General features: G+C 58.3%; 16 protein-coding genes, 1 tRNA gene and 1 pseudogene. 2 read left to right on the top strand and 16 right to left on the bottom strand.

Translation table 11 applies throughout. The features are described 5' to 3' along the window. Window positions 1-7: 7 nt before the first annotated feature. The 12 genes and pseudogenes from ACESNI_RS07995 to ACESNI_RS07940 form a co-directional block, all read right to left on the bottom strand. The gene (locus ACESNI_RS07995; RefSeq protein WP_373086016.1) at window positions 8-1,009 is read right to left on the bottom strand and encodes a 4-hydroxyproline epimerase; all 1,002 of its coding nucleotides are present in this window, start codon (window positions 1,007-1,009) and stop codon (window positions 8-10) included. A 9-nt stretch (window positions 1,010-1,018) separates the two neighbouring features. Next, window positions 1,019-2,285 (bottom strand): annotated as a pseudogene (locus ACESNI_RS07990) (NAD(P)/FAD-dependent oxidoreductase). A 13-nt stretch (window positions 2,286-2,298) separates the two neighbouring features. Then, window positions 2,299-3,192, bottom strand: coding sequence for a dihydrodipicolinate synthase family protein (locus tag ACESNI_RS07985; RefSeq protein WP_373086015.1), 894 nt, complete (start codon window positions 3,190-3,192; stop codon window positions 2,299-2,301). A 78-nt stretch (window positions 3,193-3,270) separates the two neighbouring features. Continuing rightward, on the bottom strand, window positions 3,271-4,113 hold the full coding sequence (locus tag ACESNI_RS07980; RefSeq protein ID WP_373086014.1) for a sugar phosphate isomerase/epimerase family protein: 843 nt from the start codon (window positions 4,111-4,113) through the stop codon (window positions 3,271-3,273). Further along, window positions 4,110-5,270 carry a dihydrodipicolinate synthase family protein gene (locus tag ACESNI_RS07975; protein ID WP_373086013.1) on the bottom strand — a complete coding sequence of 387 codons (1,161 nt, stop codon included), beginning with the start codon at window positions 5,268-5,270 and terminating at the stop codon, window positions 4,110-4,112. The genes ACESNI_RS07980 and ACESNI_RS07975 overlap by 4 nt, the downstream gene beginning before the upstream one ends. 4 nt (window positions 5,271-5,274) lie before the next feature. After that, entirely contained in the window at window positions 5,275-6,426 is a 1,152-nt protein-coding gene (locus ACESNI_RS07970; RefSeq protein ID WP_373086012.1) for a Gfo/Idh/MocA family protein, read from the bottom strand. Window positions 6,427-6,479: 53 nt separating this feature from the next. Further along, window positions 6,480-7,169, bottom strand: coding sequence for a TetR/AcrR family transcriptional regulator (locus tag ACESNI_RS07965; protein ID WP_373086011.1), 690 nt, complete (start codon window positions 7,167-7,169; stop codon window positions 6,480-6,482). Between the two features lie 65 nt (window positions 7,170-7,234). Then, complete coding sequence (locus tag ACESNI_RS07960; protein WP_373086010.1) at window positions 7,235-8,689, bottom strand: mandelate racemase; 1,455 nt, start codon at window positions 8,687-8,689, stop codon at window positions 7,235-7,237. Further along, a complete protein-coding gene (locus ACESNI_RS07955) occupies window positions 8,686-9,516 on the bottom strand; it encodes a sugar phosphate isomerase/epimerase family protein (RefSeq protein ID WP_373086009.1) in 831 nt (276 codons plus the stop codon). Before ACESNI_RS07955 ends, ACESNI_RS07960 begins: the two co-directional genes overlap by 4 nt. 6 nt (window positions 9,517-9,522) lie before the next feature. Then, entirely contained in the window at window positions 9,523-10,041 is a 519-nt protein-coding gene (locus ACESNI_RS07950) for a tripartite tricarboxylate transporter TctB family protein (RefSeq protein WP_373086008.1), read from the bottom strand. Further along, entirely contained in the window at window positions 10,038-11,555 is a 1,518-nt protein-coding gene (locus tag ACESNI_RS07945) for a tripartite tricarboxylate transporter permease (RefSeq protein ID WP_373086007.1), read from the bottom strand. Before ACESNI_RS07945 ends, ACESNI_RS07950 begins: the two co-directional genes overlap by 4 nt. A 116-nt stretch (window positions 11,556-11,671) precedes the next feature. After that, window positions 11,672-12,673: a Bug family tripartite tricarboxylate transporter substrate binding protein gene (locus ACESNI_RS07940; protein ID WP_373086006.1), complete on the bottom strand. Its 1,002-nt coding sequence runs from the start codon at window positions 12,671-12,673 to the stop codon at window positions 11,672-11,674. Window positions 12,674-12,780: 107 nt separating this feature from the next. Between ACESNI_RS07940 and ACESNI_RS07935 the strand changes: the two genes are divergently transcribed. Then, on the top strand, window positions 12,781-13,287 hold the full coding sequence (locus ACESNI_RS07935; RefSeq protein WP_373086005.1) for a GFA family protein: 507 nt from the start codon (window positions 12,781-12,783) through the stop codon (window positions 13,285-13,287). Window positions 13,288-13,388: 101 nt separating this feature from the next. On the opposite strand, the gene ACESNI_RS07930 is transcribed toward ACESNI_RS07935, so the two are convergent. The 4 genes from ACESNI_RS07930 to hemC all read right to left on the bottom strand — a co-directional run bounded on the left by ACESNI_RS07930 (window position 13,389) and on the right by hemC (window position 17,901). Further along, window positions 13,389-13,464 (bottom strand) — tRNA-Thr (locus tag ACESNI_RS07930). 80 nt (window positions 13,465-13,544) lie between these two features. Next, complete coding sequence (locus ACESNI_RS07925; protein ID WP_373086004.1) at window positions 13,545-14,897, bottom strand: heme biosynthesis protein HemY; 1,353 nt, start codon at window positions 14,895-14,897, stop codon at window positions 13,545-13,547. A gap of 10 nt (window positions 14,898-14,907) precedes the next feature. Further along, window positions 14,908-16,950 carry a uroporphyrinogen-III synthase gene (locus ACESNI_RS07920; RefSeq protein ID WP_373086003.1) on the bottom strand — a complete coding sequence of 681 codons (2,043 nt, stop codon included), beginning with the start codon at window positions 16,948-16,950 and terminating at the stop codon, window positions 14,908-14,910. 9 nt (window positions 16,951-16,959) lie between these two features. Next, window positions 16,960-17,901 carry a hydroxymethylbilane synthase gene (gene hemC, locus ACESNI_RS07915; RefSeq protein WP_373086002.1) on the bottom strand — a complete coding sequence of 314 codons (942 nt, stop codon included), beginning with the start codon at window positions 17,899-17,901 and terminating at the stop codon, window positions 16,960-16,962. A gap of 76 nt (window positions 17,902-17,977) precedes the next feature. Here hemC and tsaD point away from each other — a divergent pair, with 76 nt between their 5' ends. Further along, window positions 17,978-19,033: a tRNA (adenosine(37)-N6)-threonylcarbamoyltransferase complex transferase subunit TsaD gene (tsaD, locus tag ACESNI_RS07910; RefSeq protein ID WP_373086082.1), complete on the top strand. Its 1,056-nt coding sequence runs from the start codon at window positions 17,978-17,980 to the stop codon at window positions 19,031-19,033. The last annotated feature ends 5 nt before the right edge of the window (window positions 19,034-19,038 follow it).

The raw sequence follows: 19,038 nt of genomic DNA, 5'->3' as shown, positions 1-19,038 counted from the left end.
ACGCTCCTTAAGATACGACGAAACCGTGGGCGAAGGGGTCGCGATCGTCAATGAATATGGTGTTGAGGCCAGTGACCCGGGCCCAGCCGCCGATGGACGGGATAATTGCCTCATGATCCCCGACCCTGGCCGCGGCCTCAACCCGCCCCCGGAACAACGATCCAATGATGCTTTCATGGATGAACTCATCGCCGACCTTGAGATCGCCCCGCGCCGCCCATTGCGCCATTCGCGCCGATGTGCCCGTGCCACACGGGGACCGGTCAATCGCCTTGTCGCCATAGAAAACCGCATTTCGCGCCGTCACTCCTTCTTGGGTCGGCGCACCGGTCCAGAGAATGTGAGAGAGTCCCTGAATGTCCGGTTTTTCGGGATGAACGAAGTCATATTTATCATTCAGCGCACGGCGCAATTGCGGGCTCCATTTCACCAGGTCAAGGGCGGCATGATCGGCCATGTCCCGAAAGGCCGCTTGCGGATCGACTATCGCATAAAAATTGCCGCCATAGGCAACATCCACCGTCACCTCCCCAAGGCCGGGGCAATCAGCAGTCAAGCCACTCGCGTGCAGATAGGCAGGAACATTCGTTAGGCGCACCTCCTCCACGAAGCGCCCCTCCTGCCGGTATTGAACGCGCACCCGCCCGGCCGGGGTGTCAAGATTGAGGATGCCGGGGGTTTTGGGTGTTACCAGCCCATGTTCAATGGCAATCGTGACCGTCCCTATGGTGCCATGGCCGCACATCGGCAAGCAGCCCGAGGTTTCGATGAACAGCAGGCCGATATCGCAATCGTCTCGCGTCGGCGGATAGAGGATCGCCCCCGACATCTGGTCATGACCGCGCGGTTCAAACATCAGACCAGTACGGATCCAGTCGAATTCGGCCAGGAAGTGCGCGCGCCGTTCCAGCATCGTTTTCCCGTCCAGCTGTGGCCCACCGCCAGCGACAACGCGTACCGGATTGCCGCAGGTATGGCCGTCGATGCAAAGGAATGTATGCTGGGTCATGGACCGCTCCTAAAACCTTCCGGGGCTATACGGGCTGAGATCAACGGAGGTATCTTCGCCGTAAACGAGACTGGAAACAAGCGCCGCCGTGCCAATCGACTGGGTCAGGCCAAGATGGCCATGGCCAAAGGCATAGATCCCGGTCAGAGCGGGACGAACGGTCGATCACGGGCAGGGAATCCGGTAGCGAAGGACGGAATCCCATCCATTGCCTGCCACCGCCAGTTTTCAATTCCGGCAAGAATACCTTCGCCTTGGTGAGCAAAATCTCGGCACGGCGATAATTGGGCGCTGCCTTGAGGCCGCCAAGCTCGACCGACCCGCCAACGCGAATCCCGCTCGACAGGGGTGACACGACAAAACCATGCTCTTCGAAGGAAAGCTGGCGCTTGAGGTCGAAGGCGCCCACCGGCAGGGTCGTGTTATATCCCCGCTCCGTCTCCAGTGGGATATGATCCCCCAAAGTCCGCGCCAGAAAATGTGACCATGCTCCGGCCGCCACAACAACCCGCGCGGCGTTAATTCGCGCTCCATCTTCCAGCACGACAGAGGCGCCGTCTGAAGTCGTCTCGATGGCGCGCGCCTCGGCAATGCGCAATGTGCCGCCGTTGGTCTCGAAATAGGCGGCCAACCGTTCTGTAAACTCCCTTGGATCAGCGATGCCGTACCAGTCGGCGGTAAAGGTCGCGGCGATGAAGCGTTTATCAAGCCCTGCCTGATAGTCGGCTATTTCCTCTCCGCTATGAAGATGGGTGAAGGTAACTCCGTAATCCGCCCGCGCCCGCCAGGAGGCAAAGGTCGCCTCGAAGTTCCGGCGGTTTTCGAATAGCTGCAGATTGCCGTGCTGGTGCAGCATATCGCGGGTACCGGTTCGCTCGGTAAAGGGGATTAACCGCTCTTTTGAGAGATGCATCAACGCGACCAGTGCCTTGATGCCCGCCTGCACCCGATCAGGACGGCTTGCGCGCCAGAAACGAAACATCCAGGGGGCAATCTGAAGCGCGTAAGGGAGCGGGATCGACAGCGGCCCCAGCGGATCGAGCAACCATTTAGGTGCTTTTTTCAGGATACCGGGGGAGGCGAGCGGCGTTGCATCCGAGAAGGCAAACGCGCCTGCATTCCCCTGCGATGCCTCGGCGGCCACTCCCTTGCGGTCGAGAACGGTCACCCGGGCGCCGCGCGCCTGTAGCTCAATCGCCGCCGTAATCCCGATTATTCCAGCGCCAATGACGATTACATCAGCAATCTGATCTGAGTTTCCGGCCGGGATAGTCATAGGGTCATGAGGCCTAGAATGACGGCAAGGTAGGACGGACGGCGATTGCCGCTGTCACCAGCGCTTCAACATTAGCGCGGTGTGCCCCGGTGAGCGGCAGACGCGGCCTTCGAACCCGGTCGTTGGACTTAATCGCCAGCACCTCGGCAAGCTTGATTTGCTGCACAAGGAATGTGGACACATCAAGATCCAGCAACGGGCGGAACCAGCGATAGATTGTCAGCGCCTCGTCATAGCGCTTCTGCTGGATCAGCTCATAAATCGCCACAGTCTCCCTCGGGAAAGCCAGCACCAGCCCGGCAACCCAGCCGACCGCCCCGGCCGTCAGGGCCTCGAACGCGAGATTATCGACACCTGTCAGCACATCGTATCTGTCCCCAAGTCGATTGAAGATTTCCGTGGTCCGGCGGATATCGTCGGAGCTTTCCTTAATGGCGACAAAATGCGCATCGTCGGCAAGTTCTTCCATGATCTCCGGCGTCACGTCCACGCGGTAGCCGACGCGGTTGGAATAAATCATAACCGGCAAATCCCCCGCCGACGCGATTGCCCGCAAGGTCGCAGCTGTTTCAGCCGGATTGGTGTGATAGATCGGTGACGGGACAATCATCAGGCCGTCGGCCCCCGCCGCCCGCGCGCGTTTGGCGAGGGCGCAGGCCTCACGCTCTCCGGGTTCAGAAATGGTTAGCAGCGCCGGTTTGTTCCCGGTCGCGTTCTTGCACAGCGTGAGAACCTCCAGCCGCTCGTCATGGGAGAGCATATTCCCCTCGCCAAGGGTGCCGCACGCAACAAGGCCATGACACCCCGCCTCCATTTGCAACGCGTAGCAGCGTTCCATTTCCGCGTGATCCAGGCTCAGGTCGTCCTTGAATTTGGTGCTTACGGCTGGCAGTACACCCTTCCACATTGTCAATTTCCTTCCGCGCAAGAGCGCCTGTATGGCGCAGGATTTGACATTTTTGATCGCAATGACAGTTTAAGTCAATCAGACAACTGTCAGGCACCGTTCCTTACAAGTTTCGATAACTTCCCCGGCCTCGCGTTTCCACCAGTCAAGCTCGGAGAAAATCTCAACCTCGTGAAAGCCGTCATATCCCGCCGCCTCGACCCAACCGCGAATGAGCGGTATATCGATGACGCCATCCCCCATCATGCCGCGATCCATCAGCATATCGCGCGTTGGTACCAGCCAGTCACAGACATGGAAGGCGAGCAGCTTGTCCTTGCCCGCCCGGTCAATCTGCTGTTTAAGCTCCGTGTCCCACCAGACATGATAAACATCGACGGCCACACCTATACCCTCGCCCATCCGCTCGCAGATATCGAGGGCATGGCCGAGGGTATTCACGCAGGCCCGGTCGGCAGCATACATGGGATGCAGTGGCTCTATCGCCATGGAGACGCCAGCAGCACGCGCCTCCGGTAGCAAGGTCGCAATCGCCTCCTCGACCATCGCATGGGCACCGGCAAGATCTTTTGAGCCCGCCGGCAATCCCCCCACCACGAGAACAAGGCACTGCGCATTCAATGTCGCCGCCTCCTCAATTGCGCGGCGGTTATCATCGAGCATGGCCGCGCGGCCCGCCGCATCGGCCCATGGAAACATGCCGCCCCGGCAGACACCGGTGACCGTGAGGTCCGCCGCGCGAATGGCCTTGGCCGCGTTGGCAAGCCCCATCGCGGCAATCTGGTCGCGCCAGGGGGAGATACCCTTGACTCCGGCCTTCGCGTACCCATCAATTGCCTCTTTAAGCGTCCATTGGGCGCGGGTGGTCGCAGTATTAATCGACAGGCGGGAATGATCGGCAATCGGGTGCGGACTGGTCACTGCGCAATCCCCCGGACTGCCATCACCGCCGCGCACCGCGCCGCCGCCGCCGCCGGATCGGCAAAGAGGCCGGCCTGATCCGCAAGGCGGAACAGTTCCGCCAGATGCTGTGTCGAGCGGGCACTTTCCTGCCCGCCAATCATGGTGAAATGATCCTGATGGCCGTTGAGAAAGGCCATGAAGACAACCCCGGTCTTGTAGAAATTGGTCGGCGCCTTGAAGATATGACGCGAGAGTGGAACGGTCGGGGCGAACAGGCGGTCATATTCCGCCGTATCACCGGCCGCGAGATGATCGAGCGCCGCCGCCGCAACAGGAGCAATCACATCGAAGATGCCGAGAAGAGCGTGACTGAAGCCCTTCTCATCCCCCTTGATCAGGGCCGGATAGTTGAAATCATCGCCGGTATACATTGTCACGCCTTTCGGCAGGACACGGCGCATCTTGATTTCCTTGCTGTCATCGAGGAGCGAAATTTTTATCCCCTCCACCTTGTCGGCATGATCCCCGAGGATGCTGAGACAGGTCTGCATCGCCGCATCGAGATCCTCCGATCCCCAATAGCCTTTAAGCGCCGGATCGAACATATCGCCAAGCCAGTGAATAAGCACCGGTTCGCGCACCTGGAAGAGCAGCCGATCATAGACTTTCGCGTAATCCTCCGGTCCCTTGGCGACTTTGGTCAGTGCCCGACTCGCCATCAGGACGAGCTTGCCCCCGAGCTTCTCAATCGCCGCGATCTGGTGTTCATAAGCGGCAATAACATCGTCAAGAGTCTTGGCGCCGGCCGGATCGAGATGGTCGGTGCCGCAGCCGCAAGCGATTTTGTCCTCAGGTCCCGCCGCCTCAAGCGCATGCCGGATCAGCTCCAAGCTTTCCGCCCAATGCAACCCGCCGCCCCGCTGCGCGGTATCCATGGCCTCCGCCACCCCGAAGCCGAGATCCCAGAGATGACGGCGATAGGCAATGGTTCTGTCCCAGTCAATGGCCGGTTTCAGCCAGGGATCGTTATCGGCAAAAGGATCGGCCACCACATGCGCGGCGGCATAGGCGATACGGTTACGCTCGCCGCCCGCTGAGGGTGCCAACACCGGCGTCCCTTTGAGGGTATAGTGCTCCGTTGTGCCGTCGGGCGTTGGCAGGGTCAGGCTCACCATCGGATTATTTCTCCATTTCCGGAATGTCCATAAACCGCTTTTCCTCCCAGCTTTTAAGGGCAAGCTCGGCAAACTGAACGCCCTTGCACGCCTCCCGCAACGTCCAGCGGAAGGGCGTATCAAGAATGACATGCTTGAGGAACAGCTCCCATTGCGCCTTGAAGGCATTATCAAAAGGCTCGCGTTCCGGAATCAACTGCCAGTCATCAAAGAAATTCATTTTCTGCTTCTCATCGGGGTTCCAGACCGGCTTCGGTGTAGCTTCGCGCGGCTGGATACGGCAATCAGTCAGGCCGGCAACAGCGGAGCCATGGGTTCCGTTGACATGGAAGGTCACCAGATCGTCGCGGCGAACCCGCGTGCACCAGCTGCTAGCAATCTGGACAATGGCGCCATTTTTCAACTCGACGATTGCATAGGCCGCGTCATCGGCGGTGGCGTCGTAGCGGTCCCCGTTTTCATCCCAGCGTTCAGGGATATGGATGGCGCCCCGGCAAACGACCGAGCTGACATCCCCAAACAGGTTGTCGATGACATAACGCCAGTGACACATCATATCGAGGATAACCCCGCCGCCATCTTCTTTGCGGTAGTTCCAGGAGGGGCGCTGCGCCGGAGTCCAGTCACCTTCAAACACCCAATAGCCAAAATCGATACGCACATCGAGAATACGGCCGAGCAAACCGTTATCGATAGCCTGTTTCAGCTTTTGCAGGCCCGGCAGCCAGAGCTTGTCCTGAACCGCCCCGTTTTTTACGCCCGCGGCCTCGGCGGTCCGGGCAAGATCAAGAGCAATTTCGAGATTTTCAGCGATCGGCTTTTCACAGTAAACATGCTTGCCCGCGGCAATCGCCTTTTTCAGCAGTTCCGCCCGCATCTGGGTTGAGCCCGCGTCAAAGAATATAATGTCATCGGGATTGGCCAGCGCGGCGTCAAGGTCGGTTGTCCAGCGTTCAACACCATGTTCCTTTGCCAGATATTCCACCTTCGCGGCGTTGCGTCCGACAAGTATCGGATCCAGCATGACCCGACTGCCATCGGGCAGAAGCATGCCATTTTCAGCACGAATGGCGAGAATGGACCGGATCAGATGCTGGTTCATCCCCATTCTGCCCGTCACCCCATGCATGATGATCCCAACTTTACGTTCCATCAAATTCTTCCTTTCAATCTAGCCAAGTTGATTTCGCTCCTGCAAAACGTATTTTTTCAATCATTTTGTCTCTGGGCCCCCGGCATATCGAGCGATATAGCCGGTTGCGTAACAGGGTGGTTCAGATATCCGAGAATAACATCGACAACATGGTTGCGCCGTTTATCCAGCTCTTCGGAGGACGAGAGGTCGCGGCCAAAAATTTCCGACAGGGTATGGAGGTTCGAAAAATAGAGATAAGAGACGCCCGCGATCGAGATATAAAGCTCCATCGGATCGACATCGGGCCGGAAATAGCCCGCCTCCTCGCCCCGCTTCAATACTTTCGAAATAATATTGACCAGCGGCATATTCAGCGTCAGGACCGACGTTGACGCCTTCGCATGGGTCGCCCCATGCAGGTTTTCCTCATTCAGGATAGCAATGAATTCCGGATGCTCCGCGAACCAGTCGAAACTAAAGGTGCAAAGCTCGGCCATGGCCTTCATCGGATCGCGGTTGACCAGTTCCAGATTTTCTTCGGCACTTCGGATATCGAGATAGATTTTTTCCAGAACCGCCTGAAACAAGCCGTCCTTGCTGTTGAAATAGTGATACAGCATCCGCTTGCTGACCCCTGCCGCGCGGGCGATCTCCTCCGTACGCGCGCCCTCAATTCCTTTGTTGGTGAATTCGGCGATTGCCGCATCAAGGATTTGCTTGCGGGTGCGTTCGGGGTTGCGGGTGCGGGGCTGTGCAATATCCATGGCTGATCAGCAATTTCCGTTCACATCAAAATGCGCCGGTCTGCCAAATTTTGCGAAACCCGCAATCATGGCTTTGTCTCCAGCATACTGAATGTCCAGTCTTCTTCCGGTACGCCGATATCAAGATCCGGATGGTCAGCAACGCCGAGGCCGGGCACCTGAAGCGATCGGACATCGAGCGATCCGTTTTCAATCCGAAGGGCCGCAGTCTTTCCATGACGCTCATATAATCCGGGGTGGCGCGCGAGGGCAGCCTCACGCTCGGCCTCCGGCAGGTGATCGAGGCCGCAGAAATAATGATGCCCGTTCCGCTCGACATGCGGAATGCCAAGGGTGGCGACTACGGCGAGGTCCGCCTGCAGCGGCACGACTGCGAGATTGGTCAGGTCTTCTGCCGACAGGAAATAATGCTTTTCACCGCCCAAACGGTTGCGGACCGCCGCCAGCCCCGTGTTGATCAGGGAGCGATACACGCCCTTGCAGTTCTTATGACTGACCCCCTCATAGCCAAGTTCGATGGCGTCAAAAAAGGCCTCCGCCCAGCCATCCGCCTCGTCAATCAGAAGTGGCTTGCCGATGATCTTCATGGTCTCCGGCGCCAGCGGTGACGCCATGGCGACATCGCGATGCAACGGCTGTTCGATAAACTGGACCGACTGCCAGAGACGATCCAGCCCCGGGGTCGACTTGATGCGCGTTACCAGCGCGGCGAAGTCATCAAGGCTTTTGTATTGCTCGTTGCCATCAAAGGTCATCGTGACGGGCTGGTCAGCCGCGCCGACAACCTTGGCGATCCGGCTTAAGCGGTCGATATCCTCCTCGATTTGACCGCCGACCTTGACCTTCAGGTAGCGAAGTTTGTCAACGGCGAGATATTCCTCCAGCGTGACTGGGAAACCGTCCTTCGGCGCGTCCGCTTCCTTATCTGCCGCCGATATCGGATCGACAAGCCCGACCGTATGACGCAGCGCAATTTGGTCAAGCGGGCGGTCCGGTAATGCGCCCAGAACATCTGTGTAGGTAACCTCTTTCAACAGGGCGGCGGGATCGATGGCGAGGCTGTTGCTGCGCACCATTTGATCGAATGTCTGGCCTGAATGGCGCCCGACGGCGTCAATTATCGCGCGTTCCATCATGGAACTCGCGAAAGACGCGCCGAGCCTGTTGAAACCACGGGCAAGGGATTTTGCCTCGATCTCCTGACGGGTCGAAAACCAGAGCCCATAGGGCGTCCCCATCCCGGTTTCGGCATAAACGGCGCGGGCATCGCGAACTGCCTGCAGCAAGTCAGCAACATTGTCGGCGGGTGTTTTCTCCGGCGATTTGTCAAACCATTTATAGGCGAGAAAATCACTGGCGACGCCTTGCGCTCGGTCACCCTTCTCAAACTCGACCTCGATCTGCAGGATACCGACCGGTGCCGCCTCCATGGTGACGACGCCAAAGCGGAACGGAAGCCGGGTGAAGGCATTGCGGACAACAGCGCGGCTGTCGACGACACGAAGTTTCGGACCGCTCATCTCAAATTCTCCATTATGCCGCGAATATATCCGGCCGCAACCGCTGCGGTCGTGGGTCCGTCCGGCTCATAGACGAAGGGTTCGGCGGCGACAATGCCGTCATAACCAACGTCCTTCAGCGCCTGAAAGACGGGGGTGAACTCGTTCTCGCCCTGTCCCGGTGCCCGCTGGTTGGTATCATTGACCTGAATATGGGCGATCCGCCCCGTGGGCACCCATTTGCGGATGAGGGCCGCCACAGTTTCCTCCTCCGCGAGACCCGCCGAGGCTGTATCGATCATGGTCCTGAAGGCAGGGGAATTGATCGCATCAACAATGCCCGCGGCCTCTTCAACCGTGTTGATATAGTCGGTCTGGTTCCGGCTAAGCGGTTCCACGCAATAGGTGACATTCGCCGCCGCCGCCCAACCCGCCGCTTTCTCAAAAACCCCGGCAGCATTCTCCCGGGCGGCTTCCGGCGATGCCGCATGGTCCAGCATCCGCTGGGCGGGCGATCCATGAACGAGGACCGACCCCCCGAGCGCCGCACAAATCTCGATCAGCCGCTCCAGCAGGGACAGGGTTTTGCGTCGCAGCGCCTGATCATCAGTTGTGATGGATAATCCGGCGGGGGCGATCAGCAGCCAGTGAAGGCCGGTAATGGCGAGGCCATGATCCTCGGCCGTGCGGCGGCAATCCCGTATCACCGTATCGCTGAGGGCAAGAGGATCGTCGCCCAAAGTGAAGGGCGCAACCTCCAGTCCCTGATACCCGAGGGCGGCCGCTATCCTGCATTGATCCGGAAACGGAAATTCCCGAAGGACTTCATTGCATAGACTTAATAACATTGGTATTCAGCCTCCCGGCAGACGAACATAGAATAGTTCCTGGAACACATAGTTGATGACAATTCCGGCGACCACGGCGAGAACCAAGGCCGTCAGCAATTTTACCATCCCCGGCAGCTTGCCGTATTTCATGGTTTCTGTGGCGACAACAAAAGCGAAAATGAAAATCGGTGTCGCGATAACAAATGGCACGTTCGGGAACAGGACGACCGCATAGACCATGGTAATCAGGATCGTCACGACTGTTCGCTTCACCATGGCCGAGGTGATCCATCGGCGCGAGCCATCGGCTGTCACCCGCAATTTCCATCCACCCCGCTTAAGGGAGCGAATAAAAATGAAAAGACCAGACAAGGTGAGGAAAATACCGATAAAGCCGGGAACAATCCCCGGCACTGTATAGGGATTGACATTGAGGTCTTCGAGCCGCGGCAGCCGCCAGCTCTCGACAACAACGCCGGCCCCAAAGAGCGTGAGAACGATGGAGGAAACGAAATCGGCCTTGTCCATGGAGGGCTGACTCATAAGCTGTCCCCTTTCGATTTACGGCCGACCAATTTGCCAAGCTGCGTCCGGATGGAGGGCATCGTCATCACGATGAACAGAAGCGCCGTCACCCAGAGAACCATACTAATCGGGCGGACAAGGAAAGCGCTTAAATCGCCGTCCGACAGTACAAGGCCGCGTCTCAGGCTTTTATCCAGAATATCGCCTAGGACAATGCCGAGGATCAACGGCGCCATTGGGTATTTCAACTCGCGCAGGATGAAGCCAAAGAAGCCAAAAAACAGCATGACCCAGACATCAAATGTCCGGCTGGCAATGGCGAAAGCCCCGACAGTACAGAGGACAAAGATGATCGGCATCAAACGTTCGCGTGTCACCTTCAGGACCATGACCAACGGCCGCGTCAGCAGCAGCCCGAGGACGCCCATGGCGATGGTGGCAAGAAAGACCATTGCAACTACGGAAAAGACGAAATCGGGCGATTCAATCATGATCAGCGGTCCGGGGCGAATCCCGTGGATGATCATCGCCGCCAGCAGGACGGCCGCCGGAGCCGATCCCGGAACCGCCAGCGTCAGGACCGGAATGAGGGCGCCGGGAACGGCGGCATTATTCCCCGTTTCCGCCGCGAGCAGGCCTTCAATCGAGCCTTTCCCGAATTCTTCCTTGTTCTTGGACGCCTGACGCGCCGCCGCGTAGGAGGCCCAGGCCCCCATATCCTCTCCAACGCCGGGGATCAGTCCCATTAACGTCCCGATCAGCCCGGAACGGAGGGCGGTAACTTTATATTTATAGGATTCGCGAATGCCCGACCAGACGCTGTCGGCTTTCGAACGCACCGCCTCATAGGCTTCCTGTCTCATGACGGTCAGGATTTCCGCAAAACCGAAGGCGCCAACCATGGCAGGCAACAATCCAATTCCGCCGGAAAGGTCGGTTGACCCATAAGAGAAGCGCGGCACCGCATATATCCCCTCCTGACCAATTGTGGCAATGAATAGCCCTAAAAACCCGGCGATCCAGCCTTTTACCGGATCATCGAGGGAGGTAAGTTGGCCGGAAACCAAAACTCCAAAAACTGCCAGCCAGAAAAACTCATACGCGCCAAAACGAAGCGCAAATTCAGCAAGCAGCGGCGCAATAACGGCGAGCGCGATCATGCCAACCATCCCGCCAAACACCGACCCCGTCGTGGCAACCGCCATGGCGGAACCGGCCTTGCCAGCACGGGCCAGCGGAAACCCGTCCAGCGCCGTTGCCGCGTTCGCCGGGGTTCCCGGAATATTTAACAGGATAGCACTTCGGCTGCCGCCATAAATTGCGCCAACATACGTGCAAATGAGAATCAGGATGGCCCGATCAGCGCCCATCTTAAACGTCAGGGTTGTCAGCAAGGCAACCCCGAGCGTGGCAGTCAGCCCCGGCAACATACCGACAATTATCCCGAGCAACGTTGCCCAGACAACATCGATTAAGGCCCAGCTTGTGACCATCGAACCCACCGCGCCGAGAAACGAAATTAAGCCGTCCATGAGTTAGCTTTCCTGGTCCCTAACCTGGCTGTTCAATTTCGCAGGCAGGTGACGGATAAAGTCACCCTTGACGCCAATGGCGTCAAGGGTTCCGCGGGTTTACGAAGGCGATACAATTACGGGCGCTTAAAGCCGTATTTCGCCGGATCGGTCTTGGTCTTGCCACCATCATAGAGCAGCCAGACATTCTGCGTTAAGGCTGGCAGGATCGCCGCCTGGGCTTCATCGCCATAGGAGGCGTCAAGGATCGCACCGCGCTCGGCAGCGTAATCACTCAGGGCCTTGGAATTGGCGATAACATTTTTCCAAACGGCATCCATCGTCTCGATCACTTTCGGGGGGACATCCGACGGCGCCCAGATACCGAAATAGTTATTCGCTGTTTTGATATCCGGAATCCATTTCTTGATGGACGGGATTTCCCCGTAACCTTCGATGACGAGCGGTGTATCCGCCAACACCGCAAGCGGTTTCAAGCGACCGGCCCGAATCATTTCCGCCTGCTCGGAGGCAAGCTGCGTCGTGATCTTCGTTTCACCGGAAACGGCGGCGAGAACTGCTGGTTTGCCGCCATCATAGCTGACATGCCGATATTTGGCGCCGGTGGCCTGGGAAATCGATTCCATCGCATTATGGCCGCCCGATGTCACGCCGGCCGTTGCCACGGTAACCTGATCCGGGCTTTCCTTCATCGCAGCAAGCAGGTCGCCAAAATCGTTATAACCTGCATCCGGGTTGGCGCCGACAACCGCCACATTGGCAATATGCAAATACAGGCGCCAGTCAGTCGCCGGCACATCAAGCATGCCAAGCACCTGATAGGCACCAAGGTCGATCGCAGCGCCAGCAGCCCAGGTCAGGCCGTCATGCTTTGCCTGCCAGGCATTGGTCGTGCCCACGGACCCTGCCGCGCCGGACTGATTAACAATAACAACGGTCTGGCCAAGCGCCTCTTCAAGCTCCCCTGCCAAAACGCGGGTAACACTGTCCGTTGACCCGCCGGCGGACCAAGGAACAATGATTGTGATCGGTTTATCCGGTTTCCAAGAATACTCTTCTGCCTTGGCTGGCATCGCAAATAGCGCCAGGGCGGCAAGCATCGACAATACGAGTTTCATTTTTTTATCTCCCTGAACATATAAGTAACCTGCTGGATACTTAGCCAAAAATATGACCTAAATTCGGATCTTGTCAAGACGCTATTTACATGCACGGAAAGAGAAAGATGAATCAAGAAAATCATGATAACGGCCGCTGGCTTCATCGAGAATTGAAGGATAAAATCCTGACGGTACACCGGCGGACAACAGCCAACAAAAAGGAGACAACGATGAAACTGACCGGACATTGTTATTGCGGAGAGCTTAAATACGAAGCGGAGGGCGAGGTTCTTGCCAAGGGAAACTGCCACTGCCGGGAATGCCAGTATATGACGGGCGGCCACCCGCTGGCCTTTCTCGTCATGCCGGAGGCTGGCTTCAAATATGTTGAGGGCGCGCCCGCAATATTCCGGCGGAGCGACCTTGAAAATCCGAGAACGCGGGAATTTTGCGCCAACTGCGGCACTCATATCCTCAGCAAGTCACGGCCCGGCGCCGTTGTTTTGAAAGTCGGCACACTCGACGATCCGTCCGTTTTCGACAAGCCGGATATGTCCATCTTCCTGATCGATAAACAACCCTTCCACCATATCGACGAAACCGCCCCGACCTATGAGCGCATGAAAACCTGATTCGCTTTATCAAGCGCGGTATCTAGGCTCCGGCAGAGGCGGCGAGCGCCCGCTTCCGCCCCGGTTGCGGACTCTAAATGAATGATATTTGAAATGAGGAATGGTGCCGCTGGGGTGACTCGAACACCCGACCTACGCATTACGAATGCGGTGCTCTACCAACTGAGCTACAGCGGCGCATGTGGAATTGGGGCAACATATAATCTGAAGCGAGGGCAAGAGCAAGCATTTCGTGCAGGGCCGATTTGCTGCCGCTGTTATGACCCCGCCGCAATTTCCTGGACGATTTCCGCCTCGACCTCATCGGTGGAATGGGCGCCGCGATCAGCGGTACGCCAGGTGAAGGAATCGAAACTGTCGCAGGCCGGACAATGGACATTCCAGGTTTCTTCCTGTCGCCCGCAGGCATTGCAAATCCACAAAGGATCCTGGGGCGCCGTCGCACTTTTAATGATCCATTCCCGCGCCGCGATGGCATCGGCGTTGGCCTTTTCCTCAAGTGCCGCCAGCATGCGGAGAATGCTCGTGGACGGATTGTCGCCCCCCGCCTTCATCAGATGTTCGCGCGCCGGTCCCCAGTCGCGGGATTCAAAGGCGGCCTTCGCCAGCATCATATGGGTTTCGACATGATCGGGGTTATTCGGGGCGACGGTTTGGGACGCGCGGCGGAACCAGTCCGGCGGCTGTTCCCCGGGCACCGTCTTGCGGATCGCTTCGGCAAGATCCCGGTGCGGGGCCCGCTTCCAGCTTTCGTCAATAAGTTTCTGCAGTTTGCGCGCCGAACTGAGGCTCGCGGTCAATGCCACGTCCAATGCCGCTGCCGGTACAAAGGTCGGGTCCAGTTCATGTGCCGTTGTTGCGAAAGCAAGAGCTTCCTCCCGCTTGCCCGCCTCCCGGCATTCCAGGGCACGTTCGTACGAAATGACGGCCTTTGCCCGCTTGACGGCCTCTCCCTTGGCGGCTTTGCCTTTCGACATTCGCGCGAGGATCCGGTCCGCTGCCTCCCAGTCACGCAGTTTCAGTGCCAGTTCGTATAGCTCTTTCAGCACCCAGGCGGTCCCCGGGCGGAGTTCCTCCGCCCGCTCCGCATATTTGCGGGCCTTGATAAGGTCCCCCTCTTTATGGGCCCGGCTTATCAGGCCGCGAAGACCCAGAAATTCGGTATCCGCGCGCGCGAGCATCCGGTCATAATAGACGCGCGCCGCCCGGTCATCCTCATTCAGCTCCGCCGCCTGCGCCGCCAGAAGCAGCGTCATCGGCTCACCAGACAGGTTTTTTTCCGCTTCAACCGCCTGCCGCCGGGCTTCGCCCGCGTCACCGGCCGCGATGGCAACCATGCCGCTGGACAGCGCTTCCAGTCCTTTTTCCCGGCGTCGGGCGGAGAAAACTTCACCGATGCGGCCAGGGCCATGCTTCAGCCAGACCCAGAAGCGATAGATCAAGGCGACGATCACAGCGAAAACCAGCGCCAGCGCCGCCACGACAATAATCGAGGTTTCCACCTGATATCCGCCCCAGGTCAAACGCACGTCGCCGGGGTAGTCCGAAAGCCAGACCGCGCCAAATGCCAACAGCGCAATGAAAATAAAGACGAAAACAGCCCGCATCATATCCGTCCTTCTAGTTTTGCGTTGGTGTTGCGAGAGCGCTTGTGGTCGCCTTTTCAAGCAGCCCGGAAATAGCCTGCTCAACGGTGAGACGGGTCTGCGCCTTGCTCAGCCACGGCGCCGCTGTGTCAGCGGCGGGACCGGTAAGCTTTTGCACCTCCGTCACCGCTTTTTCGAGATCGTTCACCGCGAGGTCCTGTTCGGCCCTGGCAATGATGGCATCAACATCGCTGCCGTCAGTGACATCGACCCGACGGAATTTCACAATCGAGGCGATCCGGTGCAGCGTCTTGCCATACCAGGTTTCCTCGGAGGGCAGCTTGGCTGACTGGCTGATATCGGAGGCAATGGCGGCAAAGTCCTGCCGCAGCGATGTCATCGTCGGCGCGCCCTTGGCGGCAATCTCCTGCAGGGGCTCAAGGTCGGCCGCGATGCCTTCGGGCGCCACAGACTGCACCTGTTTGAGGCTATTTTCAAACGGCTCATTCCCGCGGGTTTCCCGCTGCAACTGCCCGATCGCCAGCAACATCATCGAGCGTTTGTTTTCGGCGCGGTCCGCCGCCTTGTTATCAGCCGCAGATTTGAGGGTGCCTTGCAGCGAGGAAAGTTGTGTCGCCTGTTCTTTCACCGTCTCCTGCTCACGGGTGAGCGAGCCTTGAAGGCGGGCAATATCCGTCTTCATATCGAGAAGCGAGTTCTTGAGATCGAGAAGGTCGGACTGGACTTCCGGGCTCGGCCCCGAACTTGCCGCTTGCTGCTGATCAAGCGCCGCGAGCGCGTCCGCCAGCTTTTTCTGCTGGTCCTCAATCTGGGTGGCAAGCGCCGATACGCGAGCGTCCATATCACCGGAACTCTCAGCAGGTGCAGTGGTTGCCGTTTCTGATCCTGTCGCCACAGGGCGCGCTGTCTCCAGCTTGCTGACACGCTCGTCAAGTTTTGCATATTCAGACTGGAGGTCGTCGCGAACGGCCTGGATGTCGGTCGTTGCCGCAGTCGTGGTACTCTCGACGACACCAAACCGGCCAGAAATGATATCGCGTGTTTCTTGCGGCAAATATTGAGCAACCGCCGGATATAGTAGGGGCCAGAGCCCAAGACCGAGGCAGAACACCAGAACAAACAAGACAAGGATCAAGCCCGCGTGGGACTTTTTCGCGGGGGCGTTGCCCTCTGTGGCGCTGAAACCTTTCCTCACCGTTTGTGTGCTATCGTGGTTCAGGTTCTTTTTGCCCTCCGGATCGGTCGTCGGCACCGCTCCCTTTCCCTGATTGTCAGTCTTACCAGAGTTCTTGTCGGCCACTTCCTGCTCCCTTAGCTTGTCGCGGTTATCGATGCTCGCATTAGCTTGCTTGACGCCTGTCACCAGGGCAAGCAGATTTTCCTGATTGGGTTCGGGCGCAATTTGCAATCCTGCCCAAGGCAGCGTCTCTAACTTCTCCGCGACCGCCTTGCTCAGGCACAGAGCCGTGATCAATGTCAGTTTCGGCGCCAAACCCGATTTCGTCACAATATCATTGAATATAGCCGCTGTCCGGGGAGAATAAAATAGCGCCGCCGCAATTGAGCCGTTTTTGATCTGAGTCTCAACGTCGCCCCTAATGGCGCGGGCAGGCGTCGCATCATAAAGAACAACACGGTCACAGTCGAACCCCGCGGCCTTAAGATCCCCCGCCAGGTCTCCTGCAACCTCCGTCCCGGCGACATGAACGAGCTTTCCATTTTCAGGCTTGCAGTCGCCGATCACCTCTTCGGTGAGCGAGGCGGTATCGCCCGCCGCGCTTGAAATGTCAGAGAAGCCTTCGGCGCGAACCGCTTCCGCCGTTGCCGCCCCGACGGCAAAGACCTTTACATTGCGAAAAGCAGTTGCCCGGCCCAGTGCCCGTGCGCCATTCGCACTTGTCACAAGTAACGCCTGCACTCCGTCAACATCGATCTTCGTCCCCGGTCGATTTTTAATGGTCATCATTGGCGCCGAGACGCCCTCATGCCCCATTTTCTGTAAAATCACCGCGAGTCGCGCGGCATCGGGTTCGGGTCTGGTAATCAGTATCTTCATAGGTCCCGACTATATATCAAATGTGAGGTTGTTGTCATGCGCCCGGTCTTTTAACTGGCGGCCGATTTCAATACCAAGTTTTTCAGCGTCCTCAATTGTGCCGCGTCCCTCGGCGTCGAGGCGGATTGTCCCGTCCGTCTTCAACACGCTTGCACGGAAATACAGCTCGTTCTCTCCTGAAATTTCCGCATATCCGGCAATTGGTGTCCGGCAGGAGCCGTCAAGTACCGCCAGCATCGCCCGTTCGCAAGTGATCCTCGCAAACGTGGGCGAATCATTGATCGGGGCGAGCAGGTGCGCCACCTGGTCATCATCTTCGCGCCGCTCAATCCCGATAGCGCCTTGCGCAACCGCCGGCAGCATGTCTTCGACGGACAGGATTTCGGTGGCAACGGCTTCATTGCCAAGCCGCCGCAGGCCGGCAAGAGCAAGTAGGGTGGCGGCGGCCTTGCCCTCAGACAGTTTTCTGAGCCGCGTCTCGACACTGCCCCGGAAAATATCAACTTTGAGGTCCGGACGCCGATTGAGAATCTGGGCCTGACGCCGCAGGCTCGCCGTTCCAACGAGGGACCCGGCGGGAAGCTCCGAAAGGCGAGCGCCGCTTGCGGAGATAAAGACGTCCCGCGCATCCTCCCGCGGGAGGAGACAGTCGATGACCAGCCCGGGTGGCAGTTCGGTTTCCATGTCCTTCATCGAATGAACGGCGAAATCAATTTTTCCCGAGATTAACGCCTCCTCGAGTTCCTTGACGAAAAGGCCCTTACCGCCAATTTCACTCAAGGCGCGATCCTGAATACTGTCGCCGGTGGTTTTAATCGCCACGATTTCCAGATGGGCAGGCGTAAGCGTCCCCTTATGTGCATCGAGTAACCGTTGGCGTGTTTCTTCGGCCTGGGCCAGTGCCAGAGGACTTCCCCGACTACCGATCTTGTAGATTTTAACAAACGTCATGTTGCGGGATATTCCGTCAAGTGTTAGAGGCTTATGCAGTTTGCACCGTAATAGAAAACAAATGCCAATAAAACAAATAATGGTCCTTGGGCTGGAAAGCAGTTGCGACGAGACCGCCGCGGCGGTGGTAACAGGCGCGGGAGAAATCCTCTCGAACGTTGTCCTGTCGCAGACAGAGGCGCATGCGCCCTTCGGGGGGGTGGTGCCGGAAATTGCCGCGCGGGCGCATGTGACGCACATGGACCGGCTGGTCGATCAGGCAATGAAACGGGCGGATGTCCGCTATGACGATCTTTCGGCAGTGGCGGCGACGGCGGGTCCCGGCCTTATCGGCGGTGTGCTGGTCGGTCTGATGACTGCGAAAGCCATCGCCGCTGTGACGGAGATCCCTCTGATCGGCGTCAACCATCTGGAAGGGCATGCCTTGACTGCCCGGCTGACTGACAAGGTAGCATTTCCCTATCTTCTGCTGCTAGTGTCGGGGGGCCATTCACAGCTTCTCGTCGTTGAGGGGGTGGGCGCCTACCGGCGTCTTGGCACCACCATTGACGATGCGGTCGGCGAAGCATTCGATAAAACCGCGAAAATGCTGGATCTCGGGTTTCCGGGTGGTCCGGCCGTTGAAAAAGCCGCCGAAAAGGGCAACCCGGACCGTTTCGATCTACCGCGACCGCTTAAAGGGCGGGAGGGATGCAATTTTTCTTTCTCCGGTCTTAAAACGGCCGTTCGCCGGACGCGGGAGAAGTTAGGGGCCTCAGCAACCGCCGAGGATATTGCCGATCTTGCGGCAAGCTTCCAGAAAGCTGCCGTTGAGAGTCTGATGGACCGGGTCAGCCACGCCCTTGACCTATTCGTTGACGAATATCCTGCCGGAACCAGTCTGGTGGTCGCCGGAGGGGTCGCCGCCAACCAGTATCTAAAGGGACAGCTTGAAAATCTCGTCGCCCTGCGTGGGGTCCGGCTCATCGTGCCGCCGCGACACCTCTGCACCGACAATGGCGCCATGATCGCCTGGGCCGGGATTGAGCGGTTGAGGCTTGGCCTCACCGATCCGCTTGATCTTGCGGCGCGGGCCCGCTGGCCCCTCGATCCCACCGCGGCGCCGGCCCCGTTTGCGGGTTATAAAGCCTGATCACA

This window comes from Sneathiella sp. (assembly GCF_041689005.1).
Lineage (GTDB): Bacteria > Pseudomonadota > Alphaproteobacteria > Sneathiellales > Sneathiellaceae > Sneathiella.
The sequence above is the reverse complement of the archived record's forward strand: the minus strand, read 5'-3'. Positions and strand labels throughout refer to the sequence as shown.

What these genes read in the sequence shown, in the direction of transcription:
- ACESNI_RS07920 (WP_373086003.1), bottom strand. Translation starts at nt 16,950, where the DNA reads ATGAAGATACTGATTACCAGACCCGAACCCGATGCCGCGCGACTCGCG.
- ACESNI_RS07975 (WP_373086013.1), bottom strand. Translation starts at nt 5,270, where the DNA reads ATGGTGAGCCTGACCCTGCCAACGCCCGACGGCACAACGGAGCACTAT.
- ACESNI_RS07940 (WP_373086006.1), bottom strand. Translation starts at nt 12,673, where the DNA reads ATGAAACTCGTATTGTCGATGCTTGCCGCCCTGGCGCTATTTGCGATG.
- ACESNI_RS07960 (WP_373086010.1), bottom strand. Translation starts at nt 8,689, where the DNA reads ATGAGCGGTCCGAAACTTCGTGTCGTCGACAGCCGCGCTGTTGTCCGC.
- ACESNI_RS07985 (WP_373086015.1), bottom strand. Translation starts at nt 3,192, where the DNA reads ATGTGGAAGGGTGTACTGCCAGCCGTAAGCACCAAATTCAAGGACGAC.
- ACESNI_RS07965 (WP_373086011.1), bottom strand. Translation starts at nt 7,169, where the DNA reads ATGGATATTGCACAGCCCCGCACCCGCAACCCCGAACGCACCCGCAAG.
- ACESNI_RS07955 (WP_373086009.1), bottom strand. Translation starts at nt 9,516, where the DNA reads ATGTTATTAAGTCTATGCAATGAAGTCCTTCGGGAATTTCCGTTTCCG.
- ACESNI_RS07950 (WP_373086008.1), bottom strand. Translation starts at nt 10,041, where the DNA reads ATGAGTCAGCCCTCCATGGACAAGGCCGATTTCGTTTCCTCCATCGTT.
- ACESNI_RS07945 (WP_373086007.1), bottom strand. Translation starts at nt 11,555, where the DNA reads ATGGACGGCTTAATTTCGTTTCTCGGCGCGGTGGGTTCGATGGTCACA.
- ACESNI_RS07935 (WP_373086005.1), top strand. Translation starts at nt 12,781, where the DNA reads ATGAATCAAGAAAATCATGATAACGGCCGCTGGCTTCATCGAGAATTG.
- hemC (WP_373086002.1), bottom strand. Translation starts at nt 17,901, where the DNA reads ATGACGTTTGTTAAAATCTACAAGATCGGTAGTCGGGGAAGTCCTCTG.
- ACESNI_RS07995 (WP_373086016.1), bottom strand. Translation starts at nt 1,009, where the DNA reads ATGACCCAGCATACATTCCTTTGCATCGACGGCCATACCTGCGGCAAT.
- ACESNI_RS07925 (WP_373086004.1), bottom strand. Translation starts at nt 14,897, where the DNA reads ATGATGCGGGCTGTTTTCGTCTTTATTTTCATTGCGCTGTTGGCATTT.